Origin of the sequence: Pseudomonas fluorescens, assembly GCF_003732425.1 — a bacterium.
GTDB lineage: Bacteria > Pseudomonadota > Gammaproteobacteria > Pseudomonadales > Pseudomonadaceae > Aquipseudomonas > Aquipseudomonas fluorescens_BE.
This window is the reverse complement of record NZ_MOBX01000016.1, coordinates 685,065-698,285: the sequence shown is the minus strand read 5'-3', so window position 1 is coordinate 698,285 and position 13,221 is coordinate 685,065. Positions and strand designations below refer to the sequence as shown.

12 protein-coding genes are annotated in these 13,221 nt (G+C 59.3%); 7 read left to right on the top strand and 5 right to left on the bottom strand.

Going from position 1 to position 13,221, the window contains the following annotated elements:
* Nucleotides 1–4 precede the first annotated feature (4 nt).
* Both trkA and BK670_RS28905 read left to right on the top strand, forming a co-directional pair.
* Nucleotides 5–1,381, top strand: coding sequence for a Trk system potassium transporter TrkA (gene trkA, locus BK670_RS28910; protein WP_123454924.1), 1,377 nt, complete (start codon nucleotides 5–7; stop codon nucleotides 1,379–1,381).
* Nucleotides 1,382–1,532: 151 nt separating this feature from the next.
* On the top strand, nucleotides 1,533–1,847 hold the full coding sequence (locus tag BK670_RS28905; RefSeq protein ID WP_123454921.1) for a tetratricopeptide repeat protein: 315 nt from the start codon (nucleotides 1,533–1,535) through the stop codon (nucleotides 1,845–1,847).
* 1 nt (nucleotide 1,848) lies between these two features.
* Here the strand turns inward: BK670_RS28905 and BK670_RS28900 are convergent, their stop codons facing one another.
* From BK670_RS28900 to tag, 3 genes are all read right to left on the bottom strand, one after another.
* Nucleotides 1,849–2,088, bottom strand: coding sequence for a PilZ domain-containing protein (locus BK670_RS28900; RefSeq protein ID WP_123454918.1), 240 nt, complete (start codon nucleotides 2,086–2,088; stop codon nucleotides 1,849–1,851).
* Nucleotides 2,089–2,161: 73 nt separating this feature from the next.
* Nucleotides 2,162–3,049, bottom strand: coding sequence for a lysophospholipid acyltransferase (locus BK670_RS28895; protein WP_123454916.1), 888 nt, complete (start codon nucleotides 3,047–3,049; stop codon nucleotides 2,162–2,164).
* 40 nt (nucleotides 3,050–3,089) lie between these two features.
* Complete coding sequence (tag, locus tag BK670_RS28890) at nucleotides 3,090–3,647, bottom strand: DNA-3-methyladenine glycosylase I (protein ID WP_123454914.1); 558 nt, start codon at nucleotides 3,645–3,647, stop codon at nucleotides 3,090–3,092.
* An 81-nt stretch (nucleotides 3,648–3,728) separates the two neighbouring features.
* On the opposite strand from tag, the gene glyQ reads away from it, so the two are divergent.
* The 4 genes from glyQ (at nucleotide 3,729) to BK670_RS28870 (ending at nucleotide 8,140) form a co-directional block, all read left to right on the top strand.
* Complete coding sequence (gene glyQ, locus BK670_RS28885; RefSeq protein ID WP_003187265.1) at nucleotides 3,729–4,682, top strand: glycine--tRNA ligase subunit alpha; 954 nt, start codon at nucleotides 3,729–3,731, stop codon at nucleotides 4,680–4,682.
* A complete protein-coding gene (gene glyS / locus BK670_RS28880) occupies nucleotides 4,679–6,733 on the top strand; it encodes a glycine--tRNA ligase subunit beta (protein ID WP_123454912.1) in 2,055 nt (684 codons plus the stop codon). The genes glyQ and glyS overlap by 4 nt, the downstream gene beginning before the upstream one ends.
* Nucleotides 6,734–6,737: 4 nt before the next feature.
* Nucleotides 6,738–7,277 (top strand): D-glycero-beta-D-manno-heptose 1,7-bisphosphate 7-phosphatase, encoded by a 540-nt coding sequence (gmhB, locus tag BK670_RS28875; RefSeq protein ID WP_185036843.1) that lies wholly within the window; start codon nucleotides 6,738–6,740, stop codon nucleotides 7,275–7,277.
* An 83-nt stretch (nucleotides 7,278–7,360) separates the two neighbouring features.
* Nucleotides 7,361–8,140, top strand: a complete 780-nt coding sequence (locus BK670_RS28870; RefSeq protein WP_123454905.1) for a lysophospholipid acyltransferase family protein — start codon at nucleotides 7,361–7,363, stop codon at nucleotides 8,138–8,140.
* Nucleotides 8,141–8,306: 166 nt separating this feature from the next.
* Here BK670_RS28870 and BK670_RS28865 read toward each other — a convergent pair whose 3' ends face one another.
* Nucleotides 8,307–9,839, bottom strand: coding sequence for a sensor histidine kinase (locus BK670_RS28865; protein ID WP_123454903.1), 1,533 nt, complete (start codon nucleotides 9,837–9,839; stop codon nucleotides 8,307–8,309).
* 169 nt (nucleotides 9,840–10,008) lie between these two features.
* On the opposite strand from BK670_RS28865, the gene BK670_RS28860 reads away from it, so the two are divergent.
* Nucleotides 10,009–10,728 carry a response regulator transcription factor gene (locus BK670_RS28860; protein WP_123454900.1) on the top strand — a complete coding sequence of 240 codons (720 nt, stop codon included), beginning with the start codon at nucleotides 10,009–10,011 and terminating at the stop codon, nucleotides 10,726–10,728.
* A 71-nt stretch (nucleotides 10,729–10,799) separates the two neighbouring features.
* Here BK670_RS28860 and gyrB read toward each other — a convergent pair whose 3' ends face one another.
* Nucleotides 10,800–13,217 carry a DNA topoisomerase (ATP-hydrolyzing) subunit B gene (gene gyrB, locus BK670_RS28855; RefSeq protein ID WP_093429549.1) on the bottom strand — a complete coding sequence of 806 codons (2,418 nt, stop codon included), beginning with the start codon at nucleotides 13,215–13,217 and terminating at the stop codon, nucleotides 10,800–10,802.
* Between the last annotated feature and the right edge of the window lie 4 nt (nucleotides 13,218–13,221).

Here is a 13,221-nt window from a genome sequence, read left to right as displayed (position 1 = left end):
CTGGATGAAAATCATCATCCTCGGTGCGGGACAGGTCGGCGGTTCGCTGGCCGAGCATTTGGCCAGCGAGGCCAACGACATCACGGTGGTCGACACCGACAGCGAACGCCTGCGCGATCTTGGCGACCGCCTCGACATCCGCACCGTGCAGGGCCGTGGCTCACTGCCCTCGGTGCTGCGTCAAGCCGGCGCCGACGACGCCGACATGCTGGTGGCCGTGACCAACAGCGACGAGACCAACATGGTCGCCTGCCAGGTCGCCCACACGCTGTTCCACACCCCGACCAAGATCGCCCGGGTGCGCGAAGCGTCCTACCTCAATCGCGAGGAGCAACTGTTCCAGAACGAAGCGATTCCGGTCGACGTGCTGATCAGCCCCGAGCAAGTGGTGACCAACTACATCAAGCGCCTGATCCAGCATCCCGGCGCCTTGCAGGTGATCGACTTCGCCGAGGGTGCAGCGCAACTGGTCGCGGTGCGCGCCTATTACGGCGGGCCGTTGGTGGGTCAGCAACTGCGGCAGTTGCGTGAACACATGCCAAATGTCGAGACCCGCGTGGCAGCGATTTTCCGCCGTGACCGACCGATCCTGCCGCAAGGCGATACGGTGATCGAAGCGGATGATGAAGTCTTCTTCATCGCCGCCCGTGAGAATATTCGCGCGGTCATGAGCGAAATGCGCCGCCTCGACGAAACCTACAAACGCATTGTCATTGCTGGCGGCGGGCAAATCGGTGAACGTCTGGCCGAGGCCATCGAAAGCCGCTATCAGGTGAAGATCATCGAGATGAACCCGGCGCGTTGCCGTTATCTCTCCGACACCCTCGACAGTACGGTGGTGCTGCAGGGCAGTGCATCAGATCGTGATTTGCTGCTGGAGGAGAACATTGCCGACGCCGATATCTTCCTCGCCCTGACCAACGATGACGAAGCCAACATCATGTCGTCGCTGCTGGCCAAACGGCTGGGGGCGAAGAAGGTCATGACGATCATCAACAATCCGGCCTACGTCGATCTGATTCAGGGCGGCGATATCGACATCGCCATCAGCCCGCAACTGGCGACCATCGGCACGCTGCTGGCGCACGTGCGCCGCGGCGATATCGTCAGCGTGCACTCATTGCGCCGCGGTGCGGCAGAAGCCATCGAGGCGATTGCCCACGGTGATGCGAAGTCGAGCAAGGTCATCGGCAAACCAATCGAGAAGATCGGCCTGCCACCGGGCACCACGATTGGCGCGGTCATTCGCAATGAACAAGTGATCATCGCCCACGATGACACGGTGATCGAAGCGGGTGACCATGTGATTCTGTTCCTTGTGGATAAAAAGCATATTCGCGATGTGGAGAAGCTGTTCCACGTGGGGTTGAGTTTCTTCTGATCCGGATTATCGGGTGATCAGACTGGCGTCATCGCGAGCAGGCTCACTCCTACCTTTGGAATGCGTTCCCCTGTAGGAGTGAGCCTGCTCGCGATAGCGGTATCCCATAGCAAGACTCATCCCTGACACACCTCATTCAAGGAATCCACCGATGCTCGAATCCCTGGAAAAAATGCTCGCCAAGGGTGTGGATAACTCCTTGTTGCGCTTCGGCCTGGGCAAGGGCTATCTGGATCTGGGTGAAAACGCCAAGGCTGCCGAGCACTTTGAGCGCTGTGTCGGTTTCGATCCGAAGTATTCGGCCGCGTGGAAACTATTGGGCAAGGCGCAACTGGCGCTGGGTGATCACGCCGCCGCGCGTCAGGCTTGGGAACAGGGCCTGGAAGCGGCCCGCGCCCATGGCGACAAGCAGGCCGAAAAGGAAATGACGGTGTTTCTGAAGAAGCTGGATCGTCAGGCGCAGTGAATCAAAGGTAACGAAGACCGATACCGTCGGCATCCACCGTCACCACTTCCATCCGCACCCGCGGCGCGCCTGTGGGTAAACCCTGCACCTGGCCGTAAACCACTGCGCCTTTGGGCAAACAAGCCAAAACCGGATGCTGCACAAACACCCCGGCAGGCGACAAGTTGCGCGTCTGCCCGAGGCATTCGCCGAAGCTGTCGTGGGTGATCTTGATGCGGAAGGATTTGCGTTGTTCGGACATCTTCTTGCGCCCTTTGATGAACGGTTGTGGATAACCTCGCCAGTGAGGTTATCCACAGATCATGCCAATCAGCTCAGTACCAGCGCTCTTCGCCCGGCGGACGTTTCTTGAAGCGCTTCATGCTCCACATATACTGGCTCGGGTACGCGGCGACGTAGCGCTCGACGACTTTGCTCATCGCTGCGCAGGATTCGGCGGTGTCGGTGCTGTACATGGCTTCCGGCGCGGCTTCGAGGATGACTTTGTAGCCAGAGCCATCGGGCAGGCGCAGCGCATGCAGGAACACGCCGACCGCTTTGCCACCGGCCAACATGTTCGGCACGAATTTGCTGGTCAGCGCCTGAGTGGCGAAGAACGGCACGAAGATCCCGGCGGATTCGGCCGGTTCCGGGTCGGCGGGAATGCCCACTGCACCACCTTTACGCACTTCCTTGATGACGCTGAGGATGCCTTCCTTGGTCGACGCGGCGACTTTGTTGCCCAGTTGCACACGCTGTTTGCGCAGCAATTCGTCCACCGCCTTGAGCTTTGGCGGACGGTAGAAAATGATCGGTTTGCACTGGCTGCAATAGAAGTGGTTGAGCACTTCCCAGTTGCCAAGGTGACTGGTGATGCCGACCACGCCTTTGCCCGAGGCCAGCGCATCCTTGAGGATGTCGAGGCCTTCGACTTCGCGCACCAGATCGATCGAACGCTGCGCTGGCCAGATCCACGCGCAGGCGCTTTCGGTCAACGACTTGCCGATGTCTTTCAGGCTCTGCCCGACCAGACGTTCACGTTCGGCCGCATCCATCTGTGGAAAACATTTGGCGAGGTTGATCCGCACCACGTCGCGGGAGCGGTTGGGGGTTTTCCACATGATCCAGCCGATCGCCGAGCCCACGGCCTGCACGGCCCGCCATGGCAGCAGGGCAAACAGCCGCAGAGCGCCTACCAGCAAGGCGCCTTTAAACTTTTCCACAGGTCACTCCTGATCTTGTGCGGTGCGCGAGGCGGCCATTCTAACCGCCGTTGGCGAGCTGCGCGTAGCGGTCGCAATCGCGAGTGTGATCCATGACCATGCCCGAGGCCTGCATCAGCGCGTAGCAAATGGTCGGACCGACGAACGTGAACCCGGCCTTTTTCAAGCTCTTGCTCATCGCCACAGCTTCGGGGGTAATCGCCGGGACTTCGCTGCGATCCTTGAAATGATTGATGATCGGCTGGTCACCGACGAACGACCAGAGGAACGCCACCGGATCCTCCAGCGCCAGCCAGGCCTGGGCATTGCGCCGGGCGGCGTTAAGTTTGAGGCGGTTACGGATGATCCCCGGATCGAGCATCAATTCGTCGATTTCGGCGTCACTCATCTGTGCCACGCGCTGCACGTCAAAGCCGAACAACACCTCGCGATAACGCTCGCGTTTGCGCAGTACGGTGATCCAGGACAGCCCGGCCTGGAACCCTTCGAGCAAAAGCAACTCGAACAAACCCTGCGCATCGCGTAGCGGCGTGCCCCACTCCTGGTCGTGATAAGCCATGTACAGCGGATCTTCGGTACACCAAAAGCAGCGTGGCATAAGGCTCCAGGGGGCGTGCGCAGCAACGAATCGGGTATACTCCCGCTCTTTAAATCGCAGCCCAAGAAACAGGTGAATTTCGTGAGCCAGCCTACGCCAGCCGTGCGTACCTTCCAAGACTTGATCCTCGCGCTCCAGCAATACTGGGCCGAGCAAGGTTGTGTGGTACTTCAGCCCTACGATATGGAAGTAGGCGCCGGCACTTTCCACACCGCGACCTTCCTCCGCGCCATCGGCCCGGAAACCTGGAACGCCGCCTACGTGCAGCCAAGCCGCCGTCCGACTGACGGCCGTTACGGCGAAAACCCGAACCGTCTGCAGCACTACTACCAGTTCCAGGTGGTCCTGAAGCCGAACCCGGACAACTTCCAGGAACTGTACCTGGGCTCCCTGAAGCATGTCGGCCTCGACCCGCTGGTCCACGACATTCGCTTCGTCGAAGACAACTGGGAATCGCCGACCCTCGGCGCTTGGGGTCTGGGCTGGGAAGTCTGGCTCAACGGCATGGAAGTGACTCAGTTCACTTACTTCCAGCAGGCGGGCGGCATCGAGTGCTACCCGGTGACTGGCGAGATCACCTACGGTCTCGAGCGTCTGGCCATGTACCTGCAAGGCGTGGATTCGGTCTACGACCTGGTCTGGGCTGACGGCCCGTTCGGCAAAGTGACCTACGGCGACGTGTTCCACCAGAACGAAGTGGAGCAGTCCACTTACAACTTCGAACACGCCAACGTCGACAAACTGTTCGAACTGTTCGACTTCTATGAAAGCGAAGCCAAGCGCCTGATCGAACTCGACCAGCCGCTGCCGTTGCCGAGCTACGAAATGGTGTTGAAGGCTTCGCACACCTTCAACTTGCTGGATGCGCGCCGGGCGATCTCGGTGACCGCGCGTCAGCAATACATTCTGCGCGTGCGCACCCTGGCGCGTTCCGTTGCGCAAGCCTACCTGCTGGCGCGCGCCAAGCTGGGCTTCCCGATGGCGACCCCGGACCTGCGTGACGAAGTACTGGCCAAGCTGGAGGCAGCACAATGAGTGCGCAAGATTTTCTGGTTGAACTGGGCACCGAAGAACTGCCACCGAAAGCCCTGAACACCTTGGCTGAAGCGTTCCTCGCCGGTATCGACAAGGGCCTGCAAGCCGCTGGCCTGAGCTACGAGACTAAAACCGTCTACGCCGCGCCGCGTCGTCTGGCTGTATTGATCACTGCGCTGGCTACTCAACAGCCGGATCGCAGCATCAACCTCGACGGCCCGCCACGTCAGGCGGCATTCGACGCTGAAGGCAACCCGACTCAGGCAGCCCTGGGCTTCGCCAAGAAGTGCGGCGTCGATCTGAGTGAAATCGATCAGAGCGGCCCGAAACTGCGTTACAGCCAAAGCATCGCCGGCAAGCCGACCGCGAGCCTGCTGCCAACCATCGTCGAAGATTCGCTGAATGACCTGCCGATCCCGAAACGCATGCGTTGGGGTGCGCGCAAGGAAGAATTCGTGCGTCCGACCCAGTGGCTGGTGATGCTGCTCGGTGACCAGGTCATCGACTGCACCATCCTCGCGCAGAAGGCTGGCCGAGATTCCCGTGGTCACCGCTTCCATCACCCGGAAAGCGTGCGCATCGGTTCGCCGTCGAGCTACCTCGCTGACCTGCGTGCCGCTTATGTATTGGCTGACGCCAACGAGCGTCGCGAAATCATCAGCAAGCGCACCGAAGAACTGGCCACCCGTCAGGAAGGCACAGCAATCGTTCCGCCAGCACTGCTCGACGAAGTGACCGCGCTGGTTGAATGGCCGGTGCCGCTGGTGTGCTCGTTCGAGGAACGCTTCCTCGACGTGCCGCAAGAAGCGCTGATCACCACCATGCAGGACAACCAGAAGTACTTCTGCCTGCTGGATGCCGACGGCAAGTTGCTGCCACGTTTCATCACCGTGGCCAACATCGAAAGCAAAGACCCGCAGCAGATCATCGCCGGTAACGAGAAAGTGGTTCGCCCACGCCTGACCGACGCCGAGTTCTTCTTCAAGCAAGACAAGAAGCAGAAGCTCGAAGCCTTCAATGATCGCCTGAAGAACGTGGTGTTCCAGGAAAAACTCGGCAGCGTCTACGACAAGGCCGAGCGCGTATCGAAACTGGCTGCGTACATCGCCGCACGCATTGGTGGCAACGCCTCGTGGGCCGCTCGCGCTGGCCTGCTGTCGAAGTGCGACCTGGCCACCGAAATGGTCGGCGAGTTCCCTGAGATGCAAGGTGTCGCCGGTTACTACTACGCCCTCAATGATGGCGAGCCGGAAGACGTCGCGCTGGCGCTCAACGAGCAGTACATGCCACGCGGTGCCGGTGCTGAACTGCCGGCAACCCTGACCGGTGCGGCCGTGGCGATCGCGGACAAGCTCGACACCCTGGTCGGGATCTTCGGTATCGGCATGCTGCCAACCGGCAGCAAAGACCCGTATGCCCTGCGCCGTGCAGCACTGGGTGTGCTGCGTATCCTGATCGAGAAGAAACTCGATCTGGACCTGAACGACGCCGTGGCCTTCGCCGTGGCCGCGTTCGGTGCCAAGGTCAAGGCTGCCGGCCTCAACGAGTCCGTGCTGGAATTCATCTTCGACCGTCTGCGTGCACGTTACGAAGACGAAGGCGTTGAAGTGGCCACTTACCTGTCGGTACGTGCCCTGAAGCCGGGTTCGGCGCTGGACTTCGACCAGCGTGTGCAAGCAGTGCAAGCCTTCCGCAAACTGCCGGAAGCGGCAGCGCTGGCGGCGGTGAACAAGCGTGTATCGAACCTGTTGAGCAAACTCGAAGGCGCGGTACCGACCGAGGTGCAAGCCAAGTACTTCGACAACGCCAACGAGTTCTCGCTGTACTCGGCGATCCAGCAAGCGGATCAAGCGGTGCAGCCAATGGCTGCAGCGCGTCAGTACAACGAATCGCTGGCACGCCTGGCGGCATTGCGTGAGCCCGTCGATGCGTTCTTCGACGCGGTGATGGTCAATGCCGACGACGCCAATGTGCGGGCCAACCGTTACGCGCTGCTGGCGCGTCTGCGTGGTCTGTTCCTCGGTGTTGCCGATATTTCGCTGCTGGGTTGAGGGACTGCTGTTGAAACTGCTGATTCTCGATCGGGACGGAGTGATCAATTACGACTCCGACGCTTACATCAAGTCAGTGGCGGAGTGGATTCCGTTGCCCGGCTCGATCGAGGCGATTGCGCAGTTGAGCAAGGCCGGCTGGACGGTGGCGGTGGCCACCAACCAGTCGGGCATTGCTCGCGGCTACTACGACCTCGCCACCCTCGATGCCATGCATGCGCGCCTGCGCGAGATGGTCGCGGAGCAGGGCGGTGAAGTCGGTTTGATCGTGTATTGCCCGCATGGGCCGGACGAAGGTTGCGATTGCCGCAAGCCGAAACCGGGGATGTTGAAAACCATCGCGGCGCATTACAACGTGACGCTGGCGAACGTCTGGTTCGTCGGCGACAGCCTTGGTGACCTGGAGGCCGCCAAAGCCGTCGATTCACAGCCAGTTTTGGTAAAGACCGGAAAAGGCGAAAAGACTCAGGGCAAAACCCTGCCGGTTGGCACTCTGATTTTTGACGATCTGGCGGCGATTGCCGCAGAACTTATCCACAACTAGAGTACTTCTGAAATTCCTGACCAGGGATTGATCGGGAGTGCGCTTGAACACTCGGGCATTGCCCCGTAACGGTAAACGTCACTATGTCGATACTGCGGGCCATCAGAATCTTTCTCTTTTACCTGCTGCTGGGCACCACCTCCCTGCTGTGGTGCAGCTTGAGTTTTTTTATCGCGCCGTTTTTGCCATTCAAGGCGCGTTATCGTTTTATCAACGTGTACTGGTGCCGTTGCGCCTTGTGGTTGACCAAGGTGTTTCTCGGTATCCGTTACGAAATCAAAGGTGCGGAAAACGTGCCTGACCGGCCCTGCGTGATTCAGTCGAACCACCAGAGCACTTGGGAGACGTTCTTTCTCTCCGCTTATTTCTCGCCGCTGAGCCAAGTGCTCAAGCGCGAATTGCTTTACGTGCCGTTCTTCGGCTGGGCCATGGCCATGCTGCGGCCGATCGCGATTGATCGCGACAACCCGAAAGCCGCGCTGAAACAAGTCGCCGCCAAAGGTGATGAGCTGCTCAAGGACAACGTTTGGGTGCTGATCTTCCCTGAAGGTACGCGCGTTCCTTACGGCACTGTCGGCAAGTTCTCCCGCAGTGGCAGCGCGCTGGCGGTGAATGCGGCGCTTCCGGTACTGCCGATTGCACACAATGCCGGCAAGTTCTGGCCGAAAATCGGTTGGGGCAAAACGCCCGGGGTGATCACCGTGGTCATCGGTGAACCGATGTACGCCGAAGGCACTGGCCCGCGCGCCATCGCCGAGCTGAACGACCGCGTGCAAGCGTGGAACGAGAAGACCCAACGGGAAATGGGTTCACTGCCACCAGCCCCACAAGCACCGGCGGCAAGTGATCAGGTCGCTGTCTGAGATTTTGTGGATAACCTGTGTACGGTTTTGTTGAAAAGGCTTGAATATTCAAATTAAGTTATTGATTTGCTTATATATTTCTCAAGCTCATAAAACACCGTAAAAGGTGCATAAGTTTTTTCGGATGTAAAAAAACCGGCTGATATAGCCGGTTTTTTTGTGCCTGTTATTCGGGGATCAGCGGTAATTCAAGCAGGAACGTGGTGCCTTGATCGACCACACTGCGGCATTCGATTTTGCCGCCATGGTGATCGACTACCGCTTTGACCATCGACAGGCCCAAGCCCACACCGTCGATCCCTTGTGCCGAGGAAAAGCGCCGGTACTGACTGAACAGATCAGGCAACTCTTGTTCAGCGATGCCTTTGCCCTGATCCGTCAGTTCGCAACGTAGCCACTCTCCGTGGCATCTGACCCGCAGTTCAATCGTGGTGTCTGCCGGGCTGTACTTGACCGCATTCTCCAGCAAGTTGAACAGCGCACGCGTCAGTAACCCCTGATCAGCCATGATCAGGCGCTCCTGGGATTGCTCATCCATGTCGTGCAGCAGTTCGATGCATTTCTGCTGGGCGATGGGCAACGCCTGATCCAGCACATCCAGCACCAACATTGCGAACAGGCTCGGCTGGAACTGATAGGCCTCGGACTCGGCACGCGCCAGCAAGACGAAACCATCGGTCAGATCCAGTGCGCGACGCACCTGGCGCTCAATCTGCTGGAACAATGGTGAATCCGCTCCGGCCTGATGGCGATGAACATCGAGCAGGGCGAGGATAGCCGAATGTGGGGCACGCAGGTCGTGGGACAGAAAGCGCAGCAATACGCCGCGCTGTTCCTCGGCAGCACGTTCGGCGCTGAGATCGGTGAGGCTCAGCAGCCAACCGATCGGCGTGTCTCCGTCCACCGGCAGCAGGGCGGCGCGCTCCAGACGCAGGCTACGTTCCTTGTAATCGCGAAACTCCAACAGCGGCATGGCCGACAGCGACGGGCGCAACTCTGTGGACAACTCCGGGTAACCGAGGCGCGCCAGTTGATCGAGGACGTCGGCCCCCACCAGGTTGTGCTCGAATAGCTGGCGCGCCTTGCGATTGCCCAACAGGATCTGGCCTTTGGGATCGCTGATCAGTGTGGCGACGGGCAAGTACTCCAGACCGTCAGCAATAAAGCGCCGGGTATCTCGGGTGCGACTCATGGCCTGCTCCAGCGCCATGATCTGGCCCTGCAAACGATCAGCCCCGGTGAATTGCGCGCGACGGCGTTCGGGGAATACCTTCGGCTCGCTGTCCAGCCGTGCCAGCTCCCAGCCGAAATACGTCAGCACCACGCTCAGGCGCCGCCAGTTCCAGATCAGATAGCCGAACAACATGCCCAGCACCGCCGGTGTCGGCGACCACCAACGACGCATTTCCGCCAGTCCGGCACTGGTCAACAGCACGCACGCCATGCCGATCAGTGTTAGCCAAAGTGCCCGTCGCGGTTGCCACAGCAGCAAACCAAGCACACAGGCCACCAGTCCTACTGATAACGACGCCCCAATGACGGGAGTCGCATCGTGCAAGTTGACTTGCGCGCGATGCGACAACAGCGCAGTCAGTGGCAACAGCACTAGACTTATCCACAACCACTCGCGCACCAACTGTCGAAACAGTCGCTGCACTTGGCTAGGCTCACGGCTTTCGCGCCGGCGATGGTTGTTCATGGGGAAAAAGGGAAGGGCGGGATGAATGGTTTCATGGGTCACAGGTCAGAGACGTAGACCTGAAGAATCATAGCGGACGTCGACCAATGGCGGACCGCTTACTTTCACGGCAATGGCCGAGCGACTATGGTTATCGGCCAACTGCCCAAGCAACAAGGAACCACCGCGTATGCGCGTTGCGATACTGGACGACGAACCCGCCGAACTGCGCCGGGTCGAGCAAACCCTTCAGCAAATGGCCGACGCTGGCGATCAGCCGTGGTCGCTGCACAGCTTCGAACGCGGCGAGGACTTGCTGCGCCAGTTGCGCCGGGAAACCTTCGACCTGCTGATCCTTGACTGGCAACTGCCCGACCTGACCGGCCTGGCCCTGCTGCGCTGGACTCGCGAACACATGGAAGCACCGCCGGCGGCGATCATGCTGACCAGTCGCGATGGCGAGAGCGATATCGTCCAGGCCTTGAACGCTGGCGCCGACGATTATGTGAGTAAACCGTTCCGCCCCAATGAACTGAAAGCCCGAGTCGCCGCAGTACTACGTCGACATAGCCAGCCGCGCAGCGCCGCGACTGAAGTGCTGAGCTTCAATGATCTGACGTTTGATGATGCGGAACTGACGGTCACCCGCGAAGGCAAGCCTATCGTTATGACTGAGCGGGAGTATCGGCTCGCCCGGTGTCTGTTCAGCAATCTGGGACGGCCGTTATCGCGGGATTATTTGTATGAGCGGTTCTGGCCACATGAGGAGATGGCGTCGTCACGACCGTTGGACACGCATATCTATCGGCTGCGTAACAAACTTGGGCTGACGGCGGATCGGGGTTGGCAGTTGTTGACGATTTATGGGTATGGCTATCGGTTGGAGAGTGTGGCGACGGGGTCCGAATAAAAGTTAAAGATCGCAGACAATAAAAAAGGCCAACGCAATGCGTTGGCCTTTTTGTTTGACGCAAACCGGGATCAGAAATCCAGGTTCGAAACCGCCAGCGCATTGCTCTCGATGAAGTCACGACGAGGTTCGACCGCATCACCCATCAGGGTGTTGAAGATCTGGTCTGCGCCAATGGCGTCTTCGATGGTCACTTTCAGCATGCGACGCACGCTTGGGTCCATGGTGGTTTCCCACAGCTGATCCGGGTTCATTTCGCCCAGACCTTTGTATCGCTGAATGGTGTGGCGCTTGGTGCTTTCGGCCATCAGCCAGTCGAGGGCTTCCTTGAACTCGGTAACGGCTTTCTTGCGCTCGCCACGCTGGATGTACGCGCCGTCGTCGAGCAGGGTGCTCAGTTGAGCGCCAAGGGTGACGACGGTTTTGTAATCGTTGCTGCCAAAGAAGTCGCGGTTGAAGGTGACGTAGTTCGACAGGCCGTGGGAGATCAGTTCGACCTCCGGCAGCCACACGCCACGTTCACGGTCTTCACGCAGGCTGGCCTTGTAGACAAGACCGGACTTCTCGACGGTGCGCAGACGGACTTCGTACTGGGCCAGCCAGTCCTGCATCTTGGCGTGGTCGCCAAGCATTTCCAGACTCACGGCCGGCAGATAGATGAAGTGCTCGGTCAGCTCCTGCGGGTACAGGCGCGACAGACGCTTGAGGGTCTTCATCACCATGCGGAAGTCGTTTACCAGACGCTCAAGGGCTTCACCGGAAATGCCCGGGGCCTCTTCGTTCAGGTGCAGGCTCGCATCTTCCAGGGCGGACTGCGTCATGTACTCTTCCATGGCGTCGTCGTCTTTGATGTATTGCTCTTGCTTGCCTTTCTTGACCTTGTACAGCGGCGGCTGGGCGATGTAGATATAGCCGCGCTCGATCAGCTCCGGCAACTGACGGAAGAAGAAGGTCAGCAGCAGGGTACGGATGTGCGAACCGTCGACGTCAGCATCGGTCATGATGATGATGTTGTGATAACGCAGCTTGTCGATGTTGTATTCGTCGCGACCGATACCGCAGCCCAGTGCGGTGATCAAGGTGCCCACTTCCTGGGACGAGATCATCTTGTCGAAACGCGCTTTCTCGACGTTGAGGATCTTGCCCTTCAACGGCAGGATCGCCTGGGTCTTGCGGTTACGTCCCTGCTTGGCAGAGCCGCCCGCGGAGTCACCTTCCACAAGGTACAGTTCGGACAGTGCCGGGTCTTTTTCCTGGCAGTCGGCGAGTTTGCCTGGCAGGCCGGCGATGTCCAGCGCGCCTTTGCGGCGGGTCATTTCACGGGCCTTGCGCGCGGCTTCACGGGCACGGGCGGCGTCGATCATCTTGCCCACGACCAGCTTGGCTTCGTTCGGGTTTTCCAGGAGGAAGTCGGAGAAGTACTTGCCCATCTCCTGCTCGACCGCGGTCTTCACTTCGGAAGAAACCAGCTTGTCTTTGGTCTGCGAGCTGAACTTCGGATCCGGCACTTTCACCGAGATGATCGCAGTCAGGCCTTCACGGGCATCGTCACCGGTGGTGGCGACTTTGTGCTTCTTCGCCAGACCTTCCTGCTCGATGTAGTTGTTCAGGTTACGCGTCAGTGCCGAACGGAAACCCACCAGGTGAGTACCGCCATCGCGCTGCGGAATGTTGTTGGTGAAGCACAACAGGTTCTCGTTGAAGCTGTCGTTCCACTGCAGGGCGATTTCCACGCCGATGCCGTCTTCACGCTGAATGTTGAAGTGGAACACCTGGTTGACCGCAGTCTTGTTGGTGTTCAGGTATTCAACGAACGCACGCAGGCCGCCTTCGTACTTGAACAGCTCTTCCTTGCCGCTGCGCTCATCCTTGAGGACGATACCGACACCGGAGTTGAGGAAGGACAGTTCACGAATGCGCTTGGCCAGGATGTCCCAGCTGAAGTGAATATTCTTGAAGGTTTCGCTGGAAGCCTTGAAGTGGATCTGGGTACCGGTGGTTTCGCTGTCGCCAACGATGGCCATCGGTGCCTGAGGTACGCCGTGGACGTAGGTCTGTTCCCAGATCTTGCCGCTGCGGCGAACGGTCAGGACCAGTTCTTCGGACAGAGCGTTCACAACCGACACACCTACACCGTGCAGACCGCCGGATACCTTGTAGGAGTTGTCGTCGAACTTACCGCCGGCGTGGAGGACGGTCATGATGACCTCGGCGGCGGAAACGCCTTCCTCCTTGTGCACGTCTACCGGGATGCCACGGCCGTTGTCTTTAACGGTGATGGACTCATCCGGGTGGATGATGATGCTGATGTCGTCGCAATGGCCGGCGAGGGCTTCGTCGATCGAGTTGTCGACCACCTCGAACACCATGTGGTGCAGACCGCTGCCATCGTCGGTGTCACCAATGTACATACCGGGACGTTTGCGTACGGCATCCAGGCCTTTCAGCACTTTAATGCTCGTTGAGTCGTACGTATTTTCTTCGCTCAATGCC